27 protein-coding genes are annotated in these 25,670 nt (G+C 72.2%); 10 read left to right on the forward strand and 17 right to left on the reverse strand.

Features of this window, described 5'->3' with window-relative positions; genetic code table 11:
• Positions 1-82: 82 nt before the first annotated feature.
• The 3 genes from IE237_RS25550 to IE237_RS25560 all read right to left on the reverse strand — a co-directional run bounded on the left by IE237_RS25550 (position 83) and on the right by IE237_RS25560 (position 2,750).
• A complete protein-coding gene (locus tag IE237_RS25550; protein ID WP_189804452.1) occupies positions 83-937 on the reverse strand; it encodes a MetQ/NlpA family ABC transporter substrate-binding protein in 855 nt (284 codons plus the stop codon).
• A gap of 92 nt (positions 938-1,029) precedes the next feature.
• Positions 1,030-1,698: a methionine ABC transporter permease gene (locus IE237_RS25555; protein ID WP_189804453.1), complete on the reverse strand. Its 669-nt coding sequence runs from the start codon at positions 1,696-1,698 to the stop codon at positions 1,030-1,032.
• Entirely contained in the window at positions 1,695-2,750 is a 1,056-nt protein-coding gene (locus tag IE237_RS25560; RefSeq protein WP_189804454.1) for a methionine ABC transporter ATP-binding protein, read from the reverse strand. Before IE237_RS25560 ends, IE237_RS25555 begins: the two co-directional genes overlap by 4 nt.
• A 572-nt stretch (positions 2,751-3,322) precedes the next feature.
• Here IE237_RS25560 and IE237_RS25565 point away from each other — a divergent pair.
• Together IE237_RS25565 and IE237_RS25570 are read left to right on the forward strand one after the other, a co-directional pair.
• Positions 3,323-3,685 carry a hypothetical protein gene (locus tag IE237_RS25565; protein ID WP_189804455.1) on the forward strand — a complete coding sequence of 121 codons (363 nt, stop codon included), beginning with the start codon at positions 3,323-3,325 and terminating at the stop codon, positions 3,683-3,685.
• 2 nt (positions 3,686-3,687) lie between these two features.
• On the forward strand, positions 3,688-4,113 hold the full coding sequence (locus IE237_RS25570) for a hypothetical protein (protein ID WP_189804456.1): 426 nt from the start codon (positions 3,688-3,690) through the stop codon (positions 4,111-4,113).
• A 15-nt stretch (positions 4,114-4,128) separates the two neighbouring features.
• Here the strand turns inward: IE237_RS25570 and IE237_RS25575 are convergent, their stop codons facing one another.
• From IE237_RS25575 to IE237_RS25585, 3 genes are all read right to left on the reverse strand, one after another.
• Positions 4,129-4,620, reverse strand: coding sequence for a GNAT family N-acetyltransferase (locus IE237_RS25575; protein WP_189804457.1), 492 nt, complete (start codon positions 4,618-4,620; stop codon positions 4,129-4,131).
• 37 nt (positions 4,621-4,657) lie between these two features.
• On the reverse strand, positions 4,658-5,308 hold the full coding sequence (locus tag IE237_RS25580) for a sigma-70 family RNA polymerase sigma factor (RefSeq protein WP_229842879.1): 651 nt from the start codon (positions 5,306-5,308) through the stop codon (positions 4,658-4,660).
• A 107-nt stretch (positions 5,309-5,415) separates the two neighbouring features.
• Positions 5,416-6,600, reverse strand: a complete 1,185-nt coding sequence (locus IE237_RS25585; protein WP_189804458.1) for a glycerophosphodiester phosphodiesterase — start codon at positions 6,598-6,600, stop codon at positions 5,416-5,418.
• A 242-nt stretch (positions 6,601-6,842) separates the two neighbouring features.
• Between IE237_RS25585 and IE237_RS25590 the strand changes: the two genes are divergently transcribed.
• A complete protein-coding gene (locus IE237_RS25590; RefSeq protein WP_189804459.1) occupies positions 6,843-7,514 on the forward strand; it encodes a lysophospholipid acyltransferase family protein in 672 nt (223 codons plus the stop codon).
• Between the two features lie 73 nt (positions 7,515-7,587).
• Here the strand turns inward: IE237_RS25590 and IE237_RS25595 are convergent, their stop codons facing one another.
• Together IE237_RS25595 and IE237_RS25600 are read right to left on the reverse strand one after the other, a co-directional pair.
• Positions 7,588-9,129: an MFS transporter gene (locus IE237_RS25595; RefSeq protein ID WP_189804460.1), complete on the reverse strand. Its 1,542-nt coding sequence runs from the start codon at positions 9,127-9,129 to the stop codon at positions 7,588-7,590.
• The gene (locus IE237_RS25600; RefSeq protein ID WP_229842880.1) at positions 9,126-9,677 is read right to left on the reverse strand and encodes a TetR/AcrR family transcriptional regulator; all 552 of its coding nucleotides are present in this window, start codon (positions 9,675-9,677) and stop codon (positions 9,126-9,128) included. The genes IE237_RS25595 and IE237_RS25600 overlap by 4 nt, the downstream gene beginning before the upstream one ends.
• A gap of 85 nt (positions 9,678-9,762) precedes the next feature.
• On the opposite strand from IE237_RS25600, the gene IE237_RS25605 reads away from it, so the two are divergent.
• Positions 9,763-10,272: an HAD domain-containing protein gene (locus IE237_RS25605; protein WP_189804462.1), complete on the forward strand. Its 510-nt coding sequence runs from the start codon at positions 9,763-9,765 to the stop codon at positions 10,270-10,272.
• A gap of 11 nt (positions 10,273-10,283) precedes the next feature.
• Here IE237_RS25605 and argH read toward each other — a convergent pair whose 3' ends face one another.
• On the reverse strand, positions 10,284-11,711 hold the full coding sequence (argH, locus tag IE237_RS25610; RefSeq protein ID WP_189804463.1) for an argininosuccinate lyase: 1,428 nt from the start codon (positions 11,709-11,711) through the stop codon (positions 10,284-10,286).
• A gap of 197 nt (positions 11,712-11,908) precedes the next feature.
• Here argH and IE237_RS25615 point away from each other — a divergent pair, with 197 nt between their 5' ends.
• On the forward strand, positions 11,909-12,508 hold the full coding sequence (locus IE237_RS25615; protein ID WP_189804464.1) for a pyridoxamine 5'-phosphate oxidase family protein: 600 nt from the start codon (positions 11,909-11,911) through the stop codon (positions 12,506-12,508).
• Between the two features lie 99 nt (positions 12,509-12,607).
• Here the strand turns inward: IE237_RS25615 and IE237_RS25620 are convergent, their stop codons facing one another.
• From IE237_RS25620 to argC, 5 genes are read right to left on the reverse strand one after another with little or no spacing between them, the layout of a single operon-like run.
• Positions 12,608-13,138: an arginine repressor gene (locus tag IE237_RS25620; protein ID WP_030316147.1), complete on the reverse strand. Its 531-nt coding sequence runs from the start codon at positions 13,136-13,138 to the stop codon at positions 12,608-12,610.
• Positions 13,139-13,145: 7 nt separating this feature from the next.
• The gene (locus tag IE237_RS25625; RefSeq protein ID WP_189804465.1) at positions 13,146-14,345 is read right to left on the reverse strand and encodes an acetylornithine transaminase; all 1,200 of its coding nucleotides are present in this window, start codon (positions 14,343-14,345) and stop codon (positions 13,146-13,148) included.
• Positions 14,342-15,247, reverse strand: coding sequence for an acetylglutamate kinase (gene argB, locus IE237_RS25630; RefSeq protein WP_189804466.1), 906 nt, complete (start codon positions 15,245-15,247; stop codon positions 14,342-14,344). Before argB ends, IE237_RS25625 begins: the two co-directional genes overlap by 4 nt.
• Positions 15,244-16,410, reverse strand: coding sequence for a bifunctional glutamate N-acetyltransferase/amino-acid acetyltransferase ArgJ (gene argJ / locus IE237_RS25635; protein WP_189804467.1), 1,167 nt, complete (start codon positions 16,408-16,410; stop codon positions 15,244-15,246). Before argJ ends, argB begins: the two co-directional genes overlap by 4 nt.
• Positions 16,407-17,435, reverse strand: a complete 1,029-nt coding sequence (gene argC / locus IE237_RS25640; RefSeq protein WP_189804468.1) for an N-acetyl-gamma-glutamyl-phosphate reductase — start codon at positions 17,433-17,435, stop codon at positions 16,407-16,409. Before argC ends, argJ begins: the two co-directional genes overlap by 4 nt.
• Before the next feature lie 136 nt (positions 17,436-17,571).
• Here argC and IE237_RS25645 point away from each other — a divergent pair, with 136 nt between their 5' ends.
• From IE237_RS25645 to IE237_RS25665, 5 genes are all read left to right on the forward strand, one after another.
• Positions 17,572-18,177 carry a hypothetical protein gene (locus tag IE237_RS25645; RefSeq protein WP_189804469.1) on the forward strand — a complete coding sequence of 202 codons (606 nt, stop codon included), beginning with the start codon at positions 17,572-17,574 and terminating at the stop codon, positions 18,175-18,177.
• Between the two features lie 248 nt (positions 18,178-18,425).
• Positions 18,426-19,880: an argininosuccinate synthase gene (argG, locus tag IE237_RS25650; protein ID WP_189804470.1), complete on the forward strand. Its 1,455-nt coding sequence runs from the start codon at positions 18,426-18,428 to the stop codon at positions 19,878-19,880.
• A gap of 175 nt (positions 19,881-20,055) precedes the next feature.
• Entirely contained in the window at positions 20,056-20,886 is an 831-nt protein-coding gene (locus tag IE237_RS25655; RefSeq protein WP_189804471.1) for a sigma factor-like helix-turn-helix DNA-binding protein, read from the forward strand.
• 141 nt (positions 20,887-21,027) lie between these two features.
• Positions 21,028-22,626 carry an ABC-F family ATP-binding cassette domain-containing protein gene (locus IE237_RS25660; protein ID WP_189804472.1) on the forward strand — a complete coding sequence of 533 codons (1,599 nt, stop codon included), beginning with the start codon at positions 21,028-21,030 and terminating at the stop codon, positions 22,624-22,626.
• Between the two features lie 175 nt (positions 22,627-22,801).
• Positions 22,802-23,206: a VOC family protein gene (locus IE237_RS25665; RefSeq protein WP_189804473.1), complete on the forward strand. Its 405-nt coding sequence runs from the start codon at positions 22,802-22,804 to the stop codon at positions 23,204-23,206.
• A 55-nt stretch (positions 23,207-23,261) separates the two neighbouring features.
• Here IE237_RS25665 and IE237_RS25670 read toward each other — a convergent pair whose 3' ends face one another.
• The 3 genes from IE237_RS25670 to IE237_RS25680 all read right to left on the reverse strand — a co-directional run bounded on the left by IE237_RS25670 (position 23,262) and on the right by IE237_RS25680 (position 25,594).
• Complete coding sequence (locus IE237_RS25670) at positions 23,262-24,425, reverse strand: methyltransferase (protein WP_189804474.1); 1,164 nt, start codon at positions 24,423-24,425, stop codon at positions 23,262-23,264.
• Positions 24,426-24,487: 62 nt separating this feature from the next.
• Positions 24,488-25,063 (reverse strand): histidine phosphatase family protein, encoded by a 576-nt coding sequence (locus IE237_RS25675; RefSeq protein WP_189804475.1) that lies wholly within the window; start codon positions 25,061-25,063, stop codon positions 24,488-24,490.
• 69 nt (positions 25,064-25,132) lie between these two features.
• Positions 25,133-25,594 (reverse strand): GNAT family N-acetyltransferase, encoded by a 462-nt coding sequence (locus IE237_RS25680; protein WP_189804476.1) that lies wholly within the window; start codon positions 25,592-25,594, stop codon positions 25,133-25,135.
• Positions 25,595-25,670: the final 76 nt, after the last annotated feature.

A 25,670-nucleotide genomic window follows, 5' to 3' on the forward strand; every position in this document is an offset into this window, starting at 1 on the left:
GGATGCGGGGGGCCTTCTGCTCAAGGACTGTACGGGGGAGCCGGTCTGACGGTCCCTCGGACGCGGAACCCGGTGGCGGGCCTTACTTGACGGCGCCGAAGGCCGGGATGACCGAGCCCTTGTAGGTGTCCTCGATGTACTTCTTCACCTCGGGCGAGTTGAGGAGCTCGGCGAGCTTCTGCACGCGGGCGTCCTTCTCGTTGCCCTCCTTGACGGCGAGGAAGTTGGCGTACGGGTTGCCGTCCGCCTTCTCCAGGACGAGGGCGTCCTTCGCCGGGGACAGCTTGGCCTCGATGGCGTAGTTGCCGTTGATGACGGCGGCGTCCACGTCGTTCAGGGCGCGGGGCACGGTGGCGGCCTCCAGCTCCTTGAACTCCAGGCCCTTCTTGTCGGTGATGTCGGAGAGCTTGGCGTTGGTGCCGACGCCCGGCTTGACGGTGATCAGGCCGTTCTCGGCGAGCAGCTGGAGCGCGCGGCCGCCGTTGGTGGTGTCGTTCGGCACGGCGATGGTCTGGCCGGGCTTGATGTCCTTCACCGACTTGAGGCTCTTGGAGTAGAGGCCCAGCGGCTCCAGGTGGACGTTGACCACCGGGACGATGTGGGTGTTGTTCTTCTTGTTGAAGTCGTCGAGGTACGGCTTGTGCTGGAAGAAGTTGGCGTCGACCTGGCCGGACTCGGTGGCGGTGTTCGGCAGGACGTAGTCCGTGAACTCCTTCACCTCCAGCTTCAGGCCGGCCTTCTCGGCCAGGTTGTCCTTGACGAAGTTGAGGATGTCGGCGTGCGGCGTCGGGGACGCGGCGACGACGAGGGGCTTGTCGGCGGAGCCGGCCGAGTCCTTGGCGGACGACGGGTCCGACGAGGTGCCGCAGGCGGTGAGGCCGAGGGCCAGGGCGGCGGTGGCGGCGATACCGGCGGTGAGCTTGATGTTCTTACGCACGAAGAGTGCCTCTTTCCGGTGGAGCGGTGGACGCCTGGACAACAAGTCCGGGCTGTTCTTCGAAAAACGAAGTCTTGGGTGGCCGGGGGCCGTTACGCGGTGCGGCCGCGGCGGGCGAGGAGCCGGACGACTCCGTCGCCGATGAGCTGGACGACGGTCACGATCGCGACCAGGACGACGACGGTGACCAGCATGAACGTGGTGTCGAAGCGCTGGTATCCGTAGGTGACGGCCTTGGAGCCGAGGCCTTCGCCGCCGACCGCGCCGGCCATCGCGGAGTACCCGATGAGCACGATCACGGTGGTGGTGACGCCCGAGACCAGCGAGGGCAGCGCCTGCGGCAGCAGCACCTTGCGGACGATGGTGGGGATGCCGCCGCCCATGGCCTGGACGGCTTCGACGAGTCCGTGGTCGACCTCGCGGATCGCCGTCTCGACGAGGCGCGCGAAGAAGGGGATGGCGCCGATGGCGAGCGGCACGATCATCGCGGTCGGGCCGATGAAGGTGCCGACGACGAAGGTCGTGAAGGGGATCAGGGCGATCAGCAGGATGATGAACGGCAGCGAACGCCCGATGTTCACGATCGCACCGACGACCTTGTTGACGGGCCGGTTCTGCAGCAGTCCGCCCTTGTCCGTGAGGACGAGGAGGATGCCGAGCGGCAGGCCGCCGAGAACGGTGACGACGGTGGCCCACAGGACCATGTAGAGCGTGTCGACGGTGCCCTGCTCCAGGAGGGGCTGCATCTCCGACCAGGTCACTTGGCACCATCCTTCACCAGCACGGGCGCGTCGGCCGGCTGCTGTGCGTCCTCATCCACGATCTCGACCTGGAGGCCCTGCTCGCGCAGGAAGCCGACCGGGACGACGTTGTCCTCGTACCGTCCGGGCAGTTCGATCCGCATCCGGCCGATCTGCTTCCCGCCGACGGTGTCCATCGCCGCCCCGAGGATCGAGATGTCGATGTTGTACGTGCGGGAGAGCTGGGAGATCACCGGCTGGGTCGCGGCCTCGCCGTGGAAGGTGACGTCGACGACGGTGCGGTCGGGGCCCGTGGGGGCGCCGCTGACCGGGAACAGCTCGGCCGCCAGCTGGGAGCCGGGGGTGGCGAGCAGTTCGCCGACGGTGCCGGACTCGACGACGCGGCCGTGCTGCATCAGGGCGGCGGAGTCGCAGATCGTCTTGACGACGTCCATCTCGTGCGTGATGAGCAGGACGGTGAGGCCGAGCTGCTGGTTGAGGTCGCGCAGGAGCTGGAGGATGGAGCGGGTGGTCTCCGGGTCGAGGGCGCTGGTGGCCTCGTCGGAGAGCAGGACCTTGGGCTTGCCGGCGAGGGCGCGGGCGATTCCGACGCGCTGCTTCTGGCCGCCGGAGAGCTGGCCGGGGTAGGACTTCGCCTTGTCGGCGAGGCCGACCAGGTCGAGGAGTTCCAGGGCGCGGCGGGAGCGCTCGGCGCCGGAGACGCCGAGGATCTCCAGGGGGAGCTCGATGTTGTCCTTCACCGTGCGGGAGGACAGCAGGTTGAAGTGCTGGAAGACCATGCCGATGCTGCTGCGCGCCCGGCGCAGGTCCTTGCCGGCGCGGCGGCTCCTGCCGGCGAGCGCGGTGAGGTCGACGCCGTCGACGGTCACGGTGCCGGAGGTGGGGCGCTCCAGGAGGTTGACGCAGCGGATGAGCGAGGACTTGCCGGCGCCGCTCTGGCCGATCACGCCGAACACCTCGCCCTCGCGGACGTGGAGGTCGACGCCGTCCAGAGCGGTGACCTGCCGGCCGCGCGACTCGTAGACCTTGGTCAGGCCCGAAGTGGTGATCACAGGGGTTTCCGTCACTGTCGAGTGCGCGACGCGGGGTCCGTCGTGCACGGGGCATTCGTCATTCGGACAGTCAGGCGCACGGTGGAGGCTGCTCCGGCTGGTGGCCGGGCGGCAGCGGTGCGCGGGGCAGGCACGGTCCGGCGCCGGGTGGCGGGCGGATCGGCTCGGCCGTCGGGGTCTCGCTTCGGGGCGCGAGGCTCAGGCGGGGGCCCTCAGAAGGCGCACATTCGACACATACAACGAGCACCGGGCGTCGTGTTCGCCTCGGTCGCAAGGGTGCGGCTGCTCGTCGTGGTCATGTCTGCAAGTAAAACATGCGCAGCTGCGAAGGGAAGCGGGGTGTCCGAATAGCGGACGCCGCTGAGACGCCATGCGGACGGGGCGGAGGCGCCGGTCGGCGCGCCTTTCCCCGCGTGGCCTGGAGGGAAGCGCCTCCGGGCGCGGACCCGGTGGGGAGGGTGATCGGGTACGGGATGTGGCCAAGGCCACGCGGTCGGCGGGCCCCGGACCGTCCCCCGGAGAGCCGGGGGGCGAGCGCATCGGGCCATTCGGCCCGTAATACCCTCGGGCGCATGCTTGACGCCCTGACGGTCGCGGTCTCCGTGGCCGCGCTCGCCCTCGCCGCCTGGTGCGGCTTCGCCGCCTTCCGGGACCAGCCGACCAAGGACTGGCACTTCATCGGCATGGCCGTGGTGTCCTTCCTGGTCCTGGTCCAGCTGATCGTCGGCATCGTGCAGCTGGCGCGCGGCGAGAAGGCCGAGGAGGGGACGACGATCTTCGTCGCCTATCTGCTCGGCGCGCTGTGTGCGGTGCCGATCGCCGGATTCATGTCGCTCGCGGAGCGGAGCCGGTGGGGTTCGGCGACGGTGGCGGCCGGCGCGGTCGTCCTGGCCGTGCTCGAAGTGCGTCTCTACGACATCTGGACGGTGGGCTGACCATGACCGAGACGCAGGAGCGGGCGGCGGGCGCGAAGACCCGTCTCGTCACAGGCCCGGGCATGCTGCTCGTCTGGCTGTACGGCGTGATGTCGGTCGGCGCGGTCTCCCGCTCGATCTACCAGATCGCCACCGAGTTCGACCGTGCGCCGCTCGCGTACAGCCTGTCGGCGGTGGCGGCGGTGGTCTACGTCTTCATCACGTACACGCTGGTACGGGGCGGGGAGAAGGCCCGCAGGGCGGCGCTGGTGTGCTGCGCCGCCGAGCTCGCGGGCGTACTGATCGTGGGCACCTGGACGCTGGTGGAGCCGTCCGCCTTCCCGGACGCCACGGTCTGGTCGGACTTCGGCTACGGCTACGTCTTCATCCCGGTGCTGCTGCCGCTGACCGGCATCTGGTGGCTGCGGAAGTCGGCCAGGACCGCCTAGGCGGCCGGGGGCGCTCTAGGCGGCCTTCTCCAGGGTCACCAGGGTGAGCCTCGGGCCGAGCTCGCGGGTGGCCACCTGCGCGTACCCCTTGCTGCGGTAGAGGCGCAGATTGCCCTCGCTGCGGTGGCCGGTGAACAGCTGGAAGCGCTTGGCGGAGGTCTCCGCCGGGGCCGTGGCCGCCGCGAAGTGGCGCTCTATGCCGTCGAGAAGGCGGCCGCCGAGGCCGTGCCGCTGCATGCGCGGGTGGACGATCAGCTTGGCGATCCGCACCGTGCCGTCCTCGTCGAGGCGGGCCCGCACGGAGGCGACGACCTCGTCGCCGAGCCGGGCCACGAGCCCGTGTCCCTCGTCCAGTTCGGCGCGCAGGGCGTCGAGCGACTGCGTGAGCGGCTCGATGGACCAGTCCCCGTACAGCTCCGCCTCGCTCTGGTAGCAGAGGTACTGCAGCTTCAGGATGTGCTCCGCGTCCTGCGCGTCCGCCGCTGAGATGGTCACACTCAGGCCCATGTGTGCACGCCTCCCGCTCATCTGGTCGATCATCGGTCTACCGCACCCTTCCCCGTCGACCGGGGGCGGGAACCTCTGCAGCCAGCATTCTGCGCAGGCATCCCAGGCAACGGGAACGCATCGGCCCCAGGCTGCCCTGTGAGATACCCAACTCTCCTGCGATTTCCCGGTAGGTGGGGTCCTCCGGGTCGAGCATCGCGGTGAGCACCTTCGGGCAGCGGCCGGGGGTCCTGGTGACGGCGGCGCGCAGGGTGCGGCGGCCCTCGGCGACCATCAGGGACTGCTCCGGGGAGCCGTGGGGCTCGGCGCCGCCCTGCTCGTGGACGGGTTCGTCCCGGTAGGGGCGTTCGCGGTCGTGGGTCCTGCGGGCGCGGCGCGCCTCCGCGCGGACGGCCCGGCGCAGCCATTCGGCGGGCCGCTCGGGGGCGGCGCCGGTCTCCTGGAGCTGCTCCAGGAGCCGGAGCCAGACGGCCTGTTCGAGGTCGCCCGGGTCGACGCCGGCGGCCGGTGCCTCGGCGTCGGACTCGGCGGAGAGCAGCGGGGCGAGGGCGGCGAGGAGGCCGGGGGCGGGGGCCTGGCCTCGTGCGGCCGGGGGTCGGGCGGCCGGGGGTCGGGCGGCCGGGGGTCGGGCGGCCGGGGCCTGGGGCGGGGCGAGCGGGGTCCGGGCCTGCGGGGTGGGGAGCGTCATGACCTGCACCATGCCGGGGTGCGCGGCCGTGGTTGCGGTGCGGGGCGTAAACCACCCGGGAGGGGGGCGTGCGGCCGGCGGCCCGGCCGTACGGCCCCCTCGTCGGGTCAGTCGCGGGCGGTGAGGTCCGCGGCGGCGAGCAGCGCCGTGTCCGGGTTGTCGGAGAAGATGCCGTCGATCCCGGTCTCCAGGTAGCGCTTGAGGGCGCCGAAGGAGTCGCCGTACGCCGTCGGGTCCGTGCCCTTGCGGAAGTCCGCGGGCAGGAAGGTGTTCTCGTTGCGGTGCGTGTACGGGTGGAGGATCAGCCCCTCGGCGTGCGCGTCGCGGACCAGGGTGGTCGGGGTGCCGAGCCGGCCGCTCGCGTCCTTCGGGATGACCAGGTCGAGCGTGGGGCCGATGCCCTGCGCGTACGAGGCGATCCAGCGCAGGCCCGCGGGCGTGACCAGGTCGGCGACCGTGCGCGGGTCCCCCGCCTCGACGAAGTCCCAGGGGCGGGTGCTCGGGCCGGAGAGCAGGACGACGCCGGGGGCGTCCACCAGCTTCGCCAGGCGCTGGATGCTGCTCGGCTCGAAGGACTGGAGGAAGACCGGGGAGTTCGCGCGGTGGCGTCCGTACCGGCGCAGGAGCTTCGCGAGGCGCTCCTCCAGGCCGAGGCCGAGGGAGCGGAAGTAGCTGGGGTGCTTGGTCTCGACGTGGAGCCAGATCTCGCGGCCCCTGCGGCGGCCCTCGTCCTCGGCCCAGCGGAGCACCTCCTCGAAGGTGGGGACCGTCCAGCGGCCGTCGTAGAGGGTGTTCTCCTGGCGGGTTCCGGGAATGCGCTCCTTGGCCCGCAGGGTCTTGAGCTCGGCGAGGGTGAAGTCCTCGGTGAACCAGCCGGTGAGCGTGACCCCGTCGACGGTCTTGGTGGTCTTCCGGGACGCGAACTCGGGGTGGTCGGCGACGTCGGTGGTGCCGGTGATGTCGTTCTCGTGGCGGCAGACCAGGTGTCCGTCCCGGGTGGGGACGAGGTCCTGCTCGACGACGTGGGCGCCGAGGTCGAGGGCGTGCCGGTAGGAGCCGAGGGTGTGCTCGGGGCGGTAGCCGCTGGCGCCCCGGTGGCCGATCACCGTGGGGACGGGGAGCGAGCGGTAGCCGTGGCCGCGGCCGGGCGTGCGGTCCGCGCCCCGGTCCGCGGCGGCGGCCTGCGCGGTGCCGGTGCCGGCCGCGAGGGCCGTGGAGGCGCCGAGGACGGTGGCGCCCGCCGCTCCGAGAACCGTCCGCCGTGCCGGGGTCCGGCGTTCGCCCTGGGTCATGAGGGATCCTCCTGTGTGAGCCGTGGTGTGATGTCCCGCACCTGTCAACGGTTGCCCCCGACGCTAGGCAGCGGGCCCCTACGGGCGGCAGACCTCGGCCGAACATGGCGGAAACACACGTCAACACTGCGTATCCACTCGGTGAACCCGATGTGCGCGTGAGGGTGACCCGCGAGTATCGTCACCAGCTGCAGCCGTCCGTTCGACAGGCTCGACCGACCCGCTTCCCACCGGAGGAACCGTTGTCCCGTCTCGCGATCATCAAGGCAGTGCTCGGGCCGGTCATGCGCCTGATGTTCCGCCCCCGCGTGGAGGGCGCCGAGAACATCCCGGGGACAGGTCCCGTGATCCTCGCGGGCAACCACCTGACCTTCATCGACTCGATGATCATGCCGATCTGCCTGGACCGTCCGGTCCACTTCATCGGCAAGGACGAGTACGTGACGGGCAAGGGCATCAAGGGCCGGGCGATGGCCTGGTTCTTCACCAGCGTCGGCATGATCCCGGTGGACCGGGACGGCGGCCGCGGTGGTGTGGCGGCGCTGATGACGGGCCGTCGCGTGCTGGAGGAGGGCAAGATCTTCTCGATCTACCCGGAGGGCACCCGCTCCCCCGACGGCCGCCTGTACCGGGGCCGTACGGGCATCGCGCGGCTGACCCTGATGACGGGCGCGCCGGTGATCCCGTTCGCGATGATCGGCACCGACAAGATCCAGCCGGGCGGTGCGGGCTTCCCGCGCCCGGGCAAGGTGACGGTCCGTTTCGGCGAGGCGATGGAGTTCTCGCGGTACGACGGGATGGACCGCGACCGGTACGTGCTCCGGGCGGTGACGGACTCGGTGATGGCCGAGGTGATGCGCCTCTCCGGGCAGGAGTACGTGGACATGTACGCCACGAAGGCGAAGGCGGCGTAACCACGCTCGTACACAGGGAAGTGCCCCGTACGCCTTTCGGCCGTACGGGGCACTTCCGTGTGCGGTGGGTGCGTCAGTGCTCGACGCCTTCCTCCAGCTTCTGGCCCCTCAGCAGGAACCAGGCCGCGACCGCCGTCGCGAGGAGGACCGCCGCGCCGACGCCGGCCGCGATCCGCAGGCCGTCGACGAAGGCCTCCTGGGCGGAGGACACCAGGGCTGTGGCCGTCTCGGGGGCGAGGCCGCCGGAGACGTCGACCGCGCCGCCGAGCGACTCGTGGGCGGCCGAGGCGATGTCCGAGGGGACACCGGCCGGGGTGGCGAAGCCCCGGTAGATTCCGGTCACGATCGAGCCGAGGATGGCGATGCCGAGCGCGGCGCCCAGTTCGTATGCGGTCTCGGAGACCGCGGAGGCGGAACCGGCCTGTTCCTTCGGGACGCTGGACAGGATCACGTCGGCGGTCACGGTGAAGGAGAAGCCCGCGCCCACGCCGACGACGAGGAGGCTCGCGCCGAGCAGCGGGTAGCCGGTGTGCTGGTCGAGGGTCGTCAGGACGGCCAGGGAGAGGCCGACCGCCGCGAGGCCGCCGGCCACCACGGACCGTACGGAGAAGCGGCGGGCCACGACACCGGCGACCAGACCGGCCGTCACCGCGCCGATCGCGGCGGGCAGTTCGGCGAGTCCGGCCTCCAGGGGCTGGCGGCCCTGGACCAGCTGGAAGAACTGGGACAGGAAGAACACCAGGCCGGAGAGGCCGAGGATGGTCAGCAGGTCGGCGAGGACGGCACCGGAGAAGCCGCGGTGGCGGAAGAGCCGCATGTCCAGGAGCGGCGTGGGCAGGGTCAGCTGCCTGCGGACGAACCAGGTCAGGGCGCCGGCGCCGATGAGGGCGGCCAGGCCCGCGTCGCCGGAGAGGCCGTGGGAGGCCAGTTCCTTGACCGCGTACACGACTCCGATGACGCCGACGAGGGAGAGGGCGACGCTGGGGAGGTCCCAGGGGCCGGGGTTCGGGTTCTTCGACTCGGGGATCAGCTTGGCGCCGACGAGGACCAGGACGGCCATGACGGGCAGGTTGATGAGGAAGACCGAGCCCCACCAGAAGTGCTCCAGGAGGAACCCGCCGACGATGGGGCCGACGGCGGCGCCGGCCGAGGCCATGGCACCCCAGATGCCGATGGCGAGGCTGCGCTCGCGGGGGTCGTGGAAGAGGTTCCGGATGAGGGCCAGGGTGGACGGCATCAGGGTCGCGCCGGCGACGCCGAGGAGGGCGCGGGCGACGATCATCATCTCGGGGCTGGTCGCGTAGGCGTTCAGGACCGAGACGGCGCCGAAGGCGGTGGCGCCGATGAGGAGCAGCTTCTTGCGGCCGATGCGGTCGCCGAGGCTGCCCATGGAGACCAGGAGTCCGGCGATGACGAAGGAGTAGACGTCGCCGATCCAGAGCAGCTGGTTGCCCGTGGGCTGCAGGTCCTCGGAGAGGAAGGGGGTGGCGAGGCCCAGCACCGTGGCGTCGACCGCCACGAGCAGGACGGCCAGGACGAGCACGGAGAGGGCGAGCCACCTGCCGGAGCGGTGCACGCCCTCGATATGGCTCTCCGTCTTGATGCTGGTGATCACTTCTCCACGCTCCTGCGCGCTCCGCCGAGCAGCAGCTCGACGATCATGTACTGGAAGTCCTTGGCGGCGACCCGGCCGTCCTGCACGGCCCAGGCGCCGGAACCGATGAGCCCGTAGAAGGCCTCGGTGAGCCAGGCGGGGGTCAGGTCGATGCGGAAGACGCCCTCTTCCTGGCCGCGCCGGAAGAGGGCGGAGACCCGGGCGTCGAGGCGTTCCCAGCCGTCGTTCTGCTGGTCGCCCTCGAAGAGCTGGTTCTCGGTGACGAGGAACGAGAGCAGTGGTGCCACGTCCTCGACCTCGCCGACGAGCCGTCGTACGGCCTCGTCGGCAGGGCCCTCCTGGGTGCGGGCCCGGTCGTGGGCCGCCTCCAGCTCCTGGATCCCGAGCTCTTCGAGCGCCCGCACCAGGGCGTCCCGTCCGGCGAAGTGCCGGTGCAGCGTGGCCCGGCCGATCCCGGCGGCCCGGGCGACCTCGTCCATGGTGGCGGTCGCCTTGCGGGTGAGCAGGGCGGCGGCGGCACGGAGCACCTGGGTGCGATCGACTGACATGAGACAACCATACACCCAATGAGACATCAATGTCTCATTCGATAAATCAGCGCCTCACCATGGGCGGGAACGGAAAGCTGTGACGATGACCAAGCCACTGCTGCTGATCGATGTCGACGGTCCACTGAATCCGTACGCGGCGCAACGCGAGCGGCGCCCGGAGGGGTACGCGACCCATCGGATGAGCCCCACGGCCTGGACGGGGGCGAAGCCGCTGCGGGTCTGGCTCCATCCGGACCACGGGGACGAGCTGATCGCGCTGGCCGAGGCGTACGAGCTCGTGTGGGCGACGACGTGGAAGGGTGAGGCGAACGAGTGGATCGGGCCGCGGCTCGGGCTGCCCGAGCTGCCGTTCATCGACTGGCCGACGATGCACGGGGCCGCCCCGCGCGGGACGTTCTGGAAGACCCAGTACATCCTGGAGTACGCGGCGGGGCGGCCGTTCGCATGGGTGGACGACGACATCACGCCGTACGACCACGAGTACGTGGAGCAGAAACACCTCGCCGCCGCCCTGTTGCTGCACGTCGATCCCCGGATCGGACTGATCCGGCCGGACTTCGACGCGCTCGCGGAGTGGGCGGCGGCGCTGTGACGTGCTGAGTGCTACTTCTTGGCCTCGGCCCAGGCGTGCTGGATCACCAGGTCCGCCTTGACCTCGACCAGCTGGGTGGCGACCGCCGAGGGGGCCGTGCCGCCCCGGCCGTCGCGGGAGGCGAGGGCGCCGGGGACGTTGAGGACGGAGCGGACCTCGGGCGTCAGGTGCTCGGAGATCTTCGCGAACTGCTCGTCCGTGAGCTCGTCCAGCTCCTTGCCCTCGGACTCGGCGACCTTCACGCACTCGCCGGCCACCTCGTGCGCCACCCGGAAGGGCACGCCCTGCTTGACCAGCCACTCGGCGATGTCGGTGGCGAGCGAGAAGCCGGCCGGGGCCAGCTCCTCCATGCGCTCCCGGTTGACCGTGAGCGTGGCCATCATGCCGGTGAAGGCGGGCAGCAGGATCTCCAGCTGGTCGCAGGAGTCGAAGACCGGCTCCTTGTCCTCCTGGAGGTCCCGGTTGTAGGCGAGCGGGAGGGCCTTGAGGGTGGCCATCAGGCCGGAGAGGTTGCCGATGAGGCGGCCGGACTTGCCCCGGGCCAGCTCGGCGATGTCGGGGTTCTTCTTCTGCGGCATGATCGACGAGCCGGTGGAGAAGGCGTCGTGCAGGGTCACGAAGGAGAACTCCTTCGTGTTCCAGATGATGATCTCCTCGGCGATCCGCGAGAGGTTGACGCCGATCATCGCCGTGATGAAGGCGAACTCGGCGACGAAGTCGCGGGAGGCCGTGCCGTCGATCGAGTTGCCCGCCGAACCCCGCTCGAAGCCGAGGTCCTTCGCCACCGCCTCCGGGTCGAGCCCGAGGGAGGAGCCCGCGAGGGCGCCGGAGCCGTACGGGGAGACCGCGGTCCGGGTGTCCCACTGCCGCAGCCGCTCGGCGTCCCGCGAGAGGGACTGGGCGTGGGCGAGGACGTGGTGGGCGAAGAGCACCGGCTGGGCGTGCTGGAGGTGCGTACGGCCGGGCATCGCGACGTCCGAGTGGGCCTCGGCGAGGCCGACGAGGGCGTCCTGGAGGTCGGCGACGAGGCCGCCGATGATCCGGGCGTGGTCGCGCAGGTACATCCGGAAGAGGGTCGCGACCTGGTCGTTCCTGGACCGGCCGGCGCGCAGCTTGCCGCCGAGGTCCGGGCCGAGGCGCTCCAGCAGGCCCCGCTCCAGGGCGGTGTGGACGTCCTCGTCGGCGATGGTGCCGACGAAGGAACCGTCGGCGACGTCCGCCTCCAGTTGGTCGAGCCCGGCGAGCATGCGGGTCAGCTCGTCCTCGGTGAGCAGGCCGGCCTTGTGCAGCACGCGCGCGTGGGCACGGGACCCGGCGATGTCGTACGGCGCGAGACGCCAGTCGAAGTGGACTGAGGCGGAGAGCTTCGCCAGGGCCTCGGCGGGGCCGTCGGCGAACCGTCCGCCCCAGAGCCGGACGTCACCGTTGTTGCTGCTCACAGCTACTGCTCCTCGGAAGGGTGGGGTGTACCGCTGGCATAACTATGCAATCCTCCGTATGTTTTGTCAATGCGGCATGGGGCCGCCCAGGGGGCTGCCCCCCTTATATCCGGCGAGATGCCCACCGCCCCGGATCCGGGGCCCGCGCCACGAGACGGGCGCGCCCCCGGGCCGGCGGTGCGGGCAGAATGCCTGTCATGGGCAAGACATATGAACGGATCGACGCGCGGCTGCGGGCCTTCATCGAGGACCAGCCGGTGTTCTTCACCGCCACCGCTCCCCTCTCCGGCGACGGGCACGTCAACCTCTCCCCCAAGGGCCGCCGGGGCACGCTGGTCGTGATCGACGAACTGACCCTCGCCTACGTCGACTTCGGCGGCAGCAGCGCCGAGACGATCGCGCATCTGCGGGAGCCGGGGAACGGGCGGATCACGCTGATGTGGACCGCGTTCTCCGGGCCTCCGACCGTCGTGCGGGTGCACGGCACCGGCGAGGCCGTGCTGCGGGACGACCCTCGCTGGGGCGAGCTGTTCGCGCGGTTCCCCGTCGAGGCCGTCGAAGGGCAGGGCAGCGCGCGGGCGATCGTCCTCGTCCACGCGCGGCGGGTCAGCGACGCCTGCGGGTTCGCCGTGCCGCTGATGGAGTATCAGGAGGACCGGGCGCTGCACGCCGAATACTTCAACCGGAAGACGGACGAGGAGTTCAACGCGTACTGCGAGCGGAAGGAGCACATCGCGAGCAGCCTCGACGGGCTGCCCGCGCTGCCGCTCCCGCTGCCGCCGCTGCCCGCCGAATAGCCCGTCACGGCCCGCACGTCGACGGGCAGGGGGCGACGCACATCGCCGCCGGAACGCGGGGCGTTCCGGCGGCGATCACCCGGTACAGGACCGGGTTCTCTACTTCTGGGCCAGCTTCAGCAGGTGGTCGGCGAGCGCCTGGCCGCCGGCCGGGTCGCGGCTGATGAGCAGCAGGGTGTCGTCACCCGCGATGGTGCCGAGGATGGCGTGGAGTTCGGCCTGGTCGATGGCCGACGCGAGGAACTGGGCGGCGCCCGGCGGGGTCCGCAGCACCACCAGGTTGGCGGAGGCCTCGGCGGAGATCAGCAGTTCGCCGGAGAGGCGGCGCATGCGCTCCTCCTTGGCGGACTCCCCGAGCGGCGCCTGCGGGGTGCGGAAACCGCCCTCGCTGGGCACCGCGTAGATCAACTCACCGCCGGTGTTGCGGATCTTCACCGCGCCGAGCTCGTCGAGGTCGCGGCTGAGCGTCGCCTGGGTGACGCTCAGTCCGTCGTCCGCGAGGAGCTTGGCGAGCTGGCTCTGCGAGCGCACCGGTTGCCGGTTGAGGATGTCGACGATCCTGCGGTGGCGTGCGGTGCGGGTCTGCGGAACGGACGGCCCGCCGTGCTCGTTCTCCTGCGCGTCGGTCATCGTCGTCTCATTCTCCGGTTCGTCCTTGCCCGTTCGCCTCGTCCAGGACTCCCGGCAGGGCCTGGAGGAAGGCGTCCGCCTCGGCGTCGGTGAGGACCAGCGGAGGCATGATCCGTACGACATCGGGGGCGGGCGCGTTCACCAGGAGGCCGGCGTCCTGGGCCGCCTGCTGCACCTGGGGTGCGAGGGGCCCGGTGAGCACGATACCCAGCAGGAGGCCCGCACCACGGACGTGGGAGACCAGCGGGTGGCCCAGACCCTCGATTCCCTGGCGCAGCCGCTCCCCCACGGCCTTCACGTGGTCGAGGGCGGCATCGGCGGCGAGGGTGTCCAGGACGGCGAGTCCGGCGGCGCAGGCGACCGGGTTGCCGCCGAACGTCGTGCCGTGGTGGCCGGGCGCGAAGAGCTCCGCCGCCTTGCCGAAGGCGACCGTCGCGCCGAGCGGGAGGCCGCCGCCCAGGCCCTTCGCGAGGGTCACGACGTCCGGCTCGACGCCCTCGTGGGCCTGGTGCTCGAACCAGTGGCCGCACCGGCCGATGCCGGTCTGCACCTCGTCGAGGACGAGCAGCGTGCCGGTGGCGCGGGTGATCTCCCGGGCGGCCCGGAGGTAGCCGGCGGGCGGGACGACGACGCCGTTCTCGCCCTGGATGGGCTCGATGATGACGAAGGCGGTGTCCTCGGTGACCGCGGCCCGCAGCGCCTCCACGTCCCCGTACGGCACGTGGGTGACGTCGCCGGGGAGCGGCAGGAAGGGGGTCTGCTTGCCGGGCTGGCCGGTGAGCGCCAGGGAGCCCATGGTCCGGCCGTGGAAGCCGCCGCCGGTGGCGACCATGTGGGAGCGGCCGGTGAGCCGGCCGATCTTGAACGCGGCCTCGTTGGCCTCGGCGCCGGAGTTGCAGAAGAAGACCTTGCCGGGCCGGCCGAAGAGGCCCAGGAGCCGCTCGGCGAGGGCGACGGGCGGCTCGGCGACGAAGAGGTTGGAGACGTGGCCGAGGCTCTGGATCTGCCGGGTGACGGCCTCGACGATCGCCGGGTGGCCGTGGCCGAGGGCGTTGACGGCGATGCCGCCGACGAAGTCCAGGTACTCCTTGCCGTCGGCGTCCCAGACCTTGGCGCCCTCACCGCGGACGAGCGGCAGCCGGGGGGTGCCGTAGTTGTTCATGAGAGCGCCCTGCCACCGCTGGGTCAGCTCCGTGTTGCCGGTCATTTCGCCCCCTGATCGTCCGGCACGACCATCGTGCCGATGCCCTCGTCGGTGAAGATCTCCAGCAGGATCGAGTGCTGGACCCGGCCGTCGATGACGCGGGCCGTGGTGACCCCGTTCCGAACGGCGTGCAGGCAGCCCTCCATCTTGGGGACCATGCCGCTGGAGAGCTCGGGCAGCAGCTTCTCCAGCTGGCTCGCGGTGAGCCTGCTGATGACCTCGTCGCTGTTCGGCCAGTCCTCGTAGAGGCCCTCGACGTCGGTCAGGACCATCAGGGTCTCGGCACCAAGCGCCGCAGCGAGTGCCGCAGCCGCCGTATCAGCATTGACGTTGTAGACATGTCCGTCGTCCTGGGAGCGGGCGATCGAGGAGATGACCGGGATCCGGCCGTCCTCCAGGAGCGCCTCGATGGCTCCGGTCTCGATGGCGGTGATCTCGCCGACGCGGCCGATGTCGACCCGCTCGCCCTCGATGACCGGCCGGTGCCGGGTGGCGGTGATGGTGTGGGCGTCCTCGCCGGTCATCCCGACGGCGAACGGGCCGTGCTGGTTGAGCAGCCCGACGAGCTCCCGCTGCACCTGGCCGGCGAGGACCATCCGTACGACGTCCATGGCCTCGGGGGTGGTGACCCGGAGGCCGGCCTTGAACTCGCTGACCAGGCCGGCCTGGTCGAGGGCCTTGTTGATCTGGGGGCCGCCGCCGTGCACCACGACCGGCTTGAGGCCGGCGTGGCGCAGGAAGACGACGTCCTGGGCGAAGGCGGCCTTGAGGTCCTCGTCGATCATGGCGTTGCCGCCGAACTTGATGACTACGGTCTTGCCGTGGTGGCGGGTGAGCCAGGGCAGGGCCTCGATGAGGATCTGGGCCTTCGGGAGGGCGGTGTGCTTCCGCGCGGTGTTGCTCATGACGAGTACGCGCTGTTCTCGTGGACGTAGTCGGCGGTGAGGTCGTTCGCCCAGATGACGGCGGACTCGTCGCCGGCGGCGAGGTCGGCGGTGATGGTGACCTCCCGGTAGCGCATGTCGACCAGGTCGCGGTCCTCGCCGACGGAGCCGTTCCTGCAGACCCAGACGCCGTTGATGGCGACGTTGAGGCGGTCGGGCTCGAAGGCCGCCTGCGTGGTGCCGATGGCGGAGAGCACCCGGCCCCAGTTGGGGTCCTCGCCGTGGATGGCGCACTTGAGGAGGTTGTTGCGGGCGATGGAGCGGCCCACCTCGACGGCGTCGTCCTCGGTCGCGGCGTTGATCACCTCGATGCGGATGTCCTTGCTGGCGCCCTCGGCGTCGCCGATGAGCTGGCGGGCGAGGTCGTCGCAGACGGACCGGACGGCCTCGGCGAACTCGTCCTGCGCGGGGGTGACGCCGGCGGCGCCGGAGGCGAGGAGGAGGACGGTGTCGTTGGTGGACATGCAGCCGTCGGAGTCGACCCGGTCGAAGGTGAGCCGGGTGGCGGTCCGCAGGGCCGCGTCGAGGCCCTTGGCGTCGACGTCGGCGTCGGTGGTGAGGACGACGAGCATGGTGGCGAGACCCGGGGCGAGCATGCCCGCGCCCTTGGCCATGCCGCCGACCGTCCAGCCGTCCTTCGTCACCACGGAGGTCTTGTGGACGGTGTCGGTGGTCTTGATGGCGATGGCGGCCTTCTCGCCGCCGTGCTCGGAGAGTTCGGCCGCGGCCTTCTCGACGCCGGGGAGCAGCTTGTCCATCGGGAGCAGGACGCCGATGAGGCCGGTGGAGGCGACGGCGACCTCGCCGGCGCCGATGCCCAGGCCCTTCTCGTTCAGGACGGCCGCGACCTTCTCGGCGGTGGCGTGGGTGTCCTGGAAGCCCTTCGGGCCGGTGCAGGCGTTCGCCCCGCCGGAGTTGAGGACGACCGCGGTCAGCTCGCCGTCGGCGAGGACCTGCTGGGACCAGAGGACGGGCGCGGCCTTGACGCGGTTGGAGGTGAAGACTCCCGCGGCGGCGCGGCGGGGCCCGGTGTTGACCACGAGGGCCAGGTCCGGGTTGCCGTTCTGCTTGATCCCGGCGGCGATGCCCGCCGCCGTGAATCCCTTCGCTGCGGTGACGCTCACGGAGCGACTCCAATCGTGGAAAGTCCGGTGGTCTCGGGAAGCCCGAGGGCGATGTTCATGCTCTGCACCGCGCCGCCGGCGGTGCCCTTGGTGAGGTTGTCGATGGCGCTGATGGCGATGATCCGGTTCGCGTTGGCGTCGTACGCGACCTGCACCTGAACGGCGTTGGAACCGTAGACGGACGCCGTGGCCGGCCACTGCCCCTCGGGAAGCAGGTGGACGAAGGGCTCGTCCGCGTAGGCCTTCGCGTACGCGGCCCGTACGGTCTCGGCGGTGACGCCGGGCTTCGCGGTGGCGGTGCAGGTGGCGAGGATGCCGCGGGGCATCGGGGCCAGGGTGGGCGTGAAGGAGACGGTGACCCGCTCCCCCGCCGGCCCGCTGAGGTTCTGGATCATCTCGGGCGTGTGGCGGTGGCCGCCTCCGACGCCGTACGGGGACATGTTGCCCATGACCTCGCTGCCGAGCAGGTGCGGCTTGGCCGCCTTGCCGGCGCCGGAGGTGCCGGAGGCGGCGACGATCACGGCCTCGGGCTCGGCGAGACCCTCCGCGTACGCCGGGAAGAGCGCGAGCGAGACGGCGGTCGGGTAGCAGCCGGGGACCGCGACGCGCTTGGACCCCTCCAGGGCGGCGCGGGCACCCGGCAGTTCGGGGAGGCCGTAGGGCCAGGTCCCGGCGTGCGGGGAGCCGTAGTACGTCTCCCAGTCGGCCGCGTCCTCGAGGCGGAAGTCGGCGCCCATGTCGACGACGAGGACGTCGGGCCCGAGCTGCTCGGCGACGGCGGCGGACTGGCCGTGCGGCAGCGCCAGGAAGACCACGTCGTGTCCGGCGAGCTCCTCGGCGGTGGTGGGCGCGAGGACGCGGTCGGCGAGCGGGAGCAGGTGGGGCTGGAGGGCCCCGAGTCGCTGGCCGGCGTTGGAGTGGCCGGTCAGTGTCCCGATCTCCACGTGGGGGTGGGCGACGAGGAGACGCAGGAGCTCTCCGCCCGCGTATCCGCTCGCACCCGCCACTGCTACTCGTACCGTCATCGAAACCCTCCTCATGGATGGCATGACTATACGTGTCGCCGAACTTTTATGCAACGACGCGGCGACAGGCGGACCCCGGGCCCGGAGCCCGCATATCCGGTCGCCCGCCTCGGTGCGGCCTGACAAGGTGTCCCCCATGAGCGCCGAGCCCACACCCCCCGGACCGGTCCGCCACCACGACCACGGCACCTGGCTCGTCCAGTTCACCGGGCGGGTGCTCGTCGTCTGCCCGAGGTGCGGCGGCCGCGCGCTCGTGACGCCCCGGCCCGACCTCCCGGCACCGAAGTACTTCAGCGCCCTGCTCTTCCAGCCCCGCCGCCTCACCTGCGGCGGCTGCGGCGCGGTGGCCGAGTGGGCCGCCGACCGCCGGGGCGCCGGACTGGTCGGCGCGGTGCCCGGCGGCACCGAGGATCCCTTCTTCCGGCGGCCGCTCTGGCTCCAGACCCGATGCGCGGGACGGATCCTCTGGGCCTACGACGAGGAACACGTCGACGCGCTCGCCGCCTACGTGGGAGCGCGGCTGCGCGAGCGCCACGCCTCCCCGACGATGGCGATGTTCGCGCGGCTGCCCGCCTGGATGAAGTCCGCCGACCGCCGCGAGGAGGTACTGGCCGGCCTGGCGACGCTCCGGAGCCTCGCCGCCCTCTCGGCCCCCGCCGACCGCTCGGACGCGGCCCACGAACGCGGCGACCGCCCCCGCCACCACGGCAGCCTGCTGTTCCGGGGCGGGCCGTACGAGTAGGGGGCGCAGGGCGGTCACGGGTGGCTCGTGGCGTCCGGTGGCCGAGGCGGGGGAACTGCCGCAGGATCGAAGGGGACCCGGGATGCCGAGCGGCTCCGCGAGGGCGTCATGCGCCTCTCCGTGAGCCCCGCCGCGCGCCCCTCGCGAGCCCCGCCCGCGCGCCGCTCGCGAGCCCGCCCGTGATCCCCTCGCGAGCCTTCGGGAAGCCACCCTTTGCATGACCATGCGAGATGATGCATACTCTTCCCATGTCCAAGGTCCTCACCTCCCTGCCCGCCGGCGAGCGCGTCGGCATCGCCTTCTCCGGCGGCCTCGACACGTCCGTCGCGGTCGCATGGATGCGCGACAAGGGCGCCATCCCGTGCACCTACACCGCCGACATCGGCCAGTACGACGAGCCCGACATCGCGTCGGTGCCCGGCCGCGCGAAGACCTACGGTGCCGAGATCGCGCGCCTGGTCGACTGCCGCGCCGCGCTGGTCGAGGAAGGCCTTGCCGCGCTCACCTGCGGCGCGTTCCACATCCGCTCGGGCGGCCGCGCCTACTTCAACACGACCCCGCTCGGCCGCGCCGTCACCGGCACCCTGCTGGTCCGGGCGATGCTCGAGGACGACGTCCAGATCTGGGGCGACGGCTCGACCTTCAAGGGCAACGACATCGAGCGGTTCTACCGCTACGGCCTGCTCGCCAACCCGCACCTGCGGATCTACAAGCCCTGGCTGGACGCGGACTTCGTGACCGAGCTGGGCGGCCGCAAGGAGATGTCGGAGTGGCTGCTCGCCCATGAGCTGCCCTACCGGGACAGCACCGAGAAGGCGTACTCCACCGACGCCAACATCTGGGGCGCCACGCACGAGGCCAAGACCCTGGAGCACCTGGACACGGGCGTCGAGACCGTCGACCCGATCATGGGTGTGAAGTTCTGGGACCCGTCGGTCGAGATCGCCACCGAGGACGTCACGATCGGCTTCGAGCAGGGCCGCCCGGTGACGATCAACGGCAAGGAGTTCCACTCCGCCGTCGACCTGGTGATGGAGGCCAACGCCATCGGCGGCCGCCACGGCATGGGCATGTCCGACCAGATCGAGAACCGGATCATCGAGGCCAAGAGCCGCGGCATCTACGAGGCCCCCGGCATGGCGCTGCTGCACGCCGCGTACGAGCGCCTGGTCAACGCGATCCACAACGAGGACACCCTCGCCCAGTACCACAACGAGGGCCGGCGCCTCGGCCGCCTCATGTACGAGGGCCGGTGGCTGGACCCGCAGGCCCTCATGGTCCGCGAGTCGCTCCAGCGCTGGGTCGGCGCGGCCGTCACCGGCGAGGTCACGCTGCGGCTGCGGCGCGGCGAGGACTACTCGATCCTCGACACCACGGGCCCGGCGTTCAGCTACCACCCGGACAAGCTGTCCATGGAGCGCACCGAGGACTCGGCCTTCGGCCCGGTGGACCGGATCGGCCAGCTCACCATGCGCAACCTCGACATCGCCGACTCGCGCGCCAAGCTGGAGCAGTACGCCGGCCTCGGCCTGATCGGCACCGGCAGCCCGTCCATCGGGGCCGCGCAGGCGGCCGCGACCGGCCTGATCGGCACCATGACGCAGCTGCCCGAGGGCGGCGCCGAGGCCATCGCCTCCCGCGGCGAGGTCTCGGACGACGAGGAGATGCTGGACCGGGCCGCGATGGAGTTCGGCACGGACTGACACACGGCACCCAGCCACGGAGGCCGGTTCGACACCTTGGTGTCGGACCGGCCTTTCCGCTGCCCGGATCCTCGTACGGCGCTGATCCCCGGAGTCTCCGGGGCGGCGGTCGTTGTCACATCCCGGCGGGCCCCCGCGTCAACGCGGTGACGGAACCGACGAGGAGTGAGGCGCCATGCACGACGACACGTTTCTGACCGCCCTGACCGGACGTTTCGACGCCCACGAGGAGCAGCTGCGGGCCGTCGCCCTGCGGATCACGGGGTCGCCGGTGGAGGCCGAGGAGGCGCTCGCCGCGGCTCGGGCCGGGCTCGGGCGGGACGGCGGTGCGACCGTGCGCGCCTGGCTGACGGCGGCCGTGGGCCAGGCCTGCGTGCGAAGGCTCCAGGGGCGGAGCGACGACGCCGGGGGCCCCGGCGGGGCGTCCGGGCCGGTGGCCGCCGGGCGGGACGAGATCGAGTCGCTGTGGCTGGCCCTGCTCGTGATGCTGGAGAGGCTCGGCAGTGAGGAGCGGCTCGCCTATGTCCTGCACGACGCGTTCGGGCTGCCGGCGCCCGAGACAGCGCGGATCACCGGCGGGTCCCCCGAAGCGGCGGCGCGGCTGGCCCGGCGGGCCCGCGAGTGGATCCGGGGCGGCGGAGCGGTCCGCACCGAGGGCGAGCGGGGACGGCAGCGTGCGGTGGTGGACCGGTTCCTGGCGGCCGCACGCGCGCGTGACGCCCGCGTCCTGGTGGCCGTGCTCGACCCGGACGTCGTCGCGTACTCCGAGGGCGGCCCCGTCCACGGGATCGCCGCGGTCGCCGAGACGGCCGCCGCCTTCGCTCGGGGCGCGGACGTGTCCCGGCCGGCGCTGGTCGACGGGGCCGTCGGGGCGGTCGGGTTCGCCGCCGGGCGACCGGTGTCGGCGTTCGCGGCCACCCTCCGCCGGGACCGGATCGTCACGCTCTCCCTCACCACCGGGGAGGAGGAGGTACGCGCGCTCGACCTGGCCTTTCCCGACTCCTGAGGGGCCGGCCGGGAGAAATCCCGGTGCGCCCGCCGCCGAGCTTCGTTAGCCTCGACGGCATGTCTACGCCCCGAATCTCCTAGCCGAGGACCCGCACTCACGCCACCCGTGTGTCCTCAAGCCTGTTCGGAGCGTTATCCCATGATCACCGTTCGTGGTGCCGACGTGCGCGTCGGCGCCCGGCTCCTGCTGTCCGGCGTCTCCTTCCACGTCGCCCCCGGCGACCGCATCGGCCTGGTCGGCCGCAACGGCGCCGGCAAGACCACCCTCCTCGACACCCTGGCCGGGCTCCGCGCCCCAGCCGCCGGCACCGTCACCCGTACCGGATCCCTCGGCCATCTCGCCCAGGATTCTCGGGCCGCCGACCCCGCCGTGACCGTCACCGACCGGATCCTCTCCGCGCGCGGCCTCGACCGGGCGGTCCGGCGGCTCGCGGAGGCCGCCCGCCGGCTCGGCGAGGCGCCCGACGCACGGGCGCTCGCCGCGTACGCCGAGGCCGAGGCCGCCTTCGAAGCGGGCGGCGGGTACGCGGCGGAGGCGGAGGCCGCCCGGGTCGCCGCCGGACTCGGTCTGCCCCACGAGCTCATGGACCGGCCCGTCGGCCGCCTGTCCGGCGGCCAGAAGCGCCGGGTCGAGCTGGCCCGGATCCTCTTCGCCGGTCACGGGCGGGACGGCACGCTGCTGCTCGACGAGCCGACCAACCACCTGGACGCCGACTCGGTCGGCTGGCTGCGCGGCCATCTCGCCGGCCACCGCGGCGGACTCGTGCTGATCAGCCACGACCTGCGGCTGATCGCCGACACCGTGAACCGGGTCTTCCACCTCGATCCGCGGCGTGCCGCGCTGGACGTCCACAACACCGGCTGGGACGCGTACCTCGCCCAGCGGGACGCCGACGAGCGGCGCCGGGTGCGCGAGCGCGCCAACGCGGAGCGGAAGGCGGCCGCCCTGCACGCGCAGGCGGACCGCATGAAGTCCCGGGTGGCGACGGCGACGACGGCCCGCAGCATGGCGCGCCGGGCCGACCGGATGCTCGCCGGGCTCGACCCGGAGCGGCAGGCCGAGCGGGTCGCCCGCATCCGGCTGCCCGAGCCCGCCCCCTGTGGCCGGACGCCGCTGGGCGCGGTCTCGCTCACCAAGGCGTACGGGCGGCGGCCGGTGCTCGACGGGGTGGATCTGGCCGTGGACCGGGGCAGCCGGCTGATCGTCCTCGGGCTCAACGGGGCAGGCAAGACGACCCTGTTGCGGCTCCTCGCCGGCCAGGAGGCTCCCGACGCGGGCCGGGTGGTGCGCGGGCACGGGCTGCGGCTCGGCTACTTCGCCCAGGAGCACGAGACGCTGGACCCGGAGCGTACGGTGCGGGAGAACCTCGCGGCGGCGGCTCCGCACCTGACGGACGGTGAGGTACGGACGGTGCTCGGCGCGTTCCTTTTCCGGGGCGACGACGCCGACAAGCGGGCCGGGGTGCTGTCCGGCGGCGAGAAGACACGGCTCGCCCTGGCCGCCCTGGTCCACTCCGGTGCGAACGTGCTGCTCCTGGACGAGCCCACCAACAACCTGGACCCCGCGTCGCGCGACGAGGTGCTGGCGGCCGTGGGCACCTATCCGGGCGCGATCGTGATGGTCACGCACGACGAGGGCGCGGTCGACGCGCTGCGCCCGGAGCGGGTCCTGCTGCTCCCGGACGCGGACGAGGACCTGTGGAGCGCGGAGTACCGGGAGCTGGTCGCCCTGGTGTGAGGCCGCGCCCGCGCCGGACGTCGAAGGGGCCGAGCGGGCGGCCGTTCGTCCTGGGGCGCTCCGGGAGGAGGGCCGGCGGGGCCGTGGACCCTGACCCTCGCGTCAGGGTCGACTCCGTGACGGGAGAGGGGGATCCCGGAGGACGGCCGCTGCCGGGCGGTTCTAGCCTGGGGGCATGATCATCGATGCGCAGACCCGGGTACGGGTCGCCCGCCCTTCGCGGGACCTCGCCGCCGCCGAGCGGTTCTACGTGGACGGGCTCGGCCTCGACGTGCAGTGGCGGAGCACCGAGCGGGTGCCCGGGGAGCACGACCTGCTCATGGTCGGGCCCGCGGACGGCAGCTGGCACTTCGAGCTGACCCATGACCCCGAGCACCCGCTGGAGCCCACCCCGACCGTCGACGACCTGTTCGTCGTCTACCTCGGCACGCCCGTCGAGGAGGAGCAGGTGGAGCGGCTGCTGGCCGCCGGCGGGACCCGGGTGCCCGCCCACAACCCGTACTGGGACGAGTACGGCGTCACCGTCGCCGACCCCGACGGGTACCGGCTGGTGCTGTGCTCGCGGTCCTGGAGCAGATGAACCGCGAGGGGGACCCGGGGGTGCCCGGCCCGTCAGGCGGGCACCCCCGGCGCACCTAGGCCTTGCGCACCGCGCGCAGCACCACGAACTTCGCGTCGCTCGCGACGAGTTCGCTGTTGCCGAAGATCCGGCGGAGCGTGACGTGGTAGCCGAGGTGGCGGTTGCCGATGACCCACAGTTCGCCGCCGGGCCGGAGCGCGCGCCGCGCGTCCGCGAACATGCGGCGGGCGGTGCGGTCGGTGGTGGCCTGGTGGCTGTGGAACGGCGGGTTGCAGAGGACGAGGTCCATCGAGCCGGAGGCCGACTCGGCGAGCCCGTCCCCGACGAGGAACTCGGCCTTGCGGCCCGCGCCCAGGTGGGCCCGGAAGTTCTCCTCGGCCGAGGCGACCGCCGGGTACGACTCGTCGGTGAAGACCAGCTCCGCCTCGGGTTCGTGGAGGGCGATGGCGATGCCGACGACGCCGTTGCCGCAGCCGAGGTCGGCGACCCGGGCTCCGCCGAGCCCGCCGGGCAGGTTCGCGAGGAAGAAGCGGGTGCCGATGTCGAGCCGGTCGGCGCAGAAGACCCCGGCGTGGTTGGTGACGGTCAGTCCGGGGAGACCGGGCGCGGGGGTGTCGGCCGGCAGGGCGTAGCGGTGGGGCCACGGGTTCGGCCCGGGCGTGAGGGCCGGGTCGGGGGTGGTGTGGATGAGCCGGGCCTTCTTGACCGCGAGCGAGGTGCGGGTGGGGCCGAGGATCCGCTCGAAGAGCCTGAGCGTGGAGGTGTGGATCTCCTTGACCATGCCCGTGCCGACGATCACGGTGTCCTCGTGCACGGCGGGCGCGAGCCGGTGCAGCTGGTCCTCCAGGAGCGCGAGGCTCTTGGGGACGCGGACGAGGAGCACGTCGACGCGCTCGGGCGGCGGGTCCTGGGTGGTGAGCAGCCGGACGGCGTCCGGGGCGGCCCCGGCGCGCGCGAGGTTGGCCCGGGTCGCCCGCACGCCGAGGTACGAGTCGGAGATCTGGACGAGTTCGCGGGGGCCCGCGGCCTGCAGCGCGGTGACGAGCGCTCCCCAGCGGTCGCCGACGACGGCGACGCTGCCGGAGAGGTCGGTCCCGGCCTCGGCGAGGTGCCCGAGAAGGTACTCGTCGGACGCGTCCCAGGCGCGCAGCTGGTCGCGCGGGTCCTCGGGGAAGCGGGTCAGCGTGAAGGCGCCCCATGACGTGCTCAAACGGTTCATCGTGCTCTCAGGCTAGCCGGTCGGGGGCCCGGTTCCCCACCTTCGCGCGCGGCCGGGTGCCGTCAGCACGGGGCGGTGGCGAGGTGGAGGTGCCAGAGGCCGGGGCGGCCGGTGAGGGTGACGGTGGAGAGGGGGCGGACGTCGACGTTCCAGTAGGTGGCGGGCGGTGCCTTGAGGGCGTACACGAGGGCGGCGCGTACGACGGAGGGTTCGGCGACGGCGACGATGGAGCCGTCCTCGGCGGGGCGGGTGTCGAGCCAGTTCCCTATCCGGGTGATGAAGGCGAGGAGGGGTTCGCCGCCGTGCGGGGCGGTGCGGGGGTCGCCGAGCCAGGCGTCGACGGCGGCCGGTTCGAGGGCGGCGACCTCGGCGAGGGTCAGGCCCCGCCAGCGGCCCATGTCGCAGTCGCGCAGCGCGGGCTGGGCGAGCGGCGCGTACCCGAGCGCGGTGCCGGTGGCGCGGCTGCGCGGGGTCGGGGAGCAGTAGCGCAGTTCGGCCGCGCCGAGCGGGATGAGCGCGGGCGCGGCCTGCTGCACCTCGTACCAGCCGGCCTCGTCGAGCGGCCGGTCGTCGTCGAAGCGTTCGGCGAGCAGGGAGGAGCTGCGTGCCGCCGTGACGAGCGTCACCCGAAGACTCATGGCCGCGATCGTGAGGCCGGTGACTCCGCTGGTCAAGGGGTCATGTGCCGGGTCCTGAGGGGGGCGGGCTCACTGCTGCCCGAGAGCCATCCACTTGTCCGGATTCTGCAGTGGCGTGAAACCCACCTTCTCGTAGACGCCGTGGGCGTCCGCGGTGGCGAGGAGGATGCGGCGCAGTCCGTACGGCGCGAGGTGGTCGCGGACGGCGGTGACGAGCGCGGTGCCGAGGCCGGTGCCGCGGGCCGGGCGGTCGACGTAGACGTCGCAGAGCCAGGCGAAGGTGGCGTAGTCGGTGACGACGCGCGCGTAGGCGCTCATCTCGCCGGTCTCGCGGTGGTAGGCGCCGAGGTTCAGCGAGCCGGCGATGGCACTGTCCTGCTTCTCCCGAGGTCGGCCGAGGGCCCAGTAGGCGTCGGTGGACAGCCAGTGGTGGACGCGGGCGGCGTCGATCCGGGCGGGGTCGGCTGAGATCTCGTACGCCCCGTGCATGACGGGCGCGCCGGGGGTGTCGGTGGTGGTGCTGTCGCTCATGGGCGAAGGCTTCCAGGGCCGCGCGGGCTTGTCAGGCGAATTTGCCCCCGGCCAGGGACGGGGGCCGGGCGGCGCC

Origin of the sequence: Streptomyces tanashiensis (genome assembly GCF_014648895.1) — a bacterium.
In the GTDB taxonomy this organism is placed as follows: Bacteria; Actinomycetota; Actinomycetes; order Streptomycetales; family Streptomycetaceae; genus Streptomyces; species Streptomyces tanashiensis.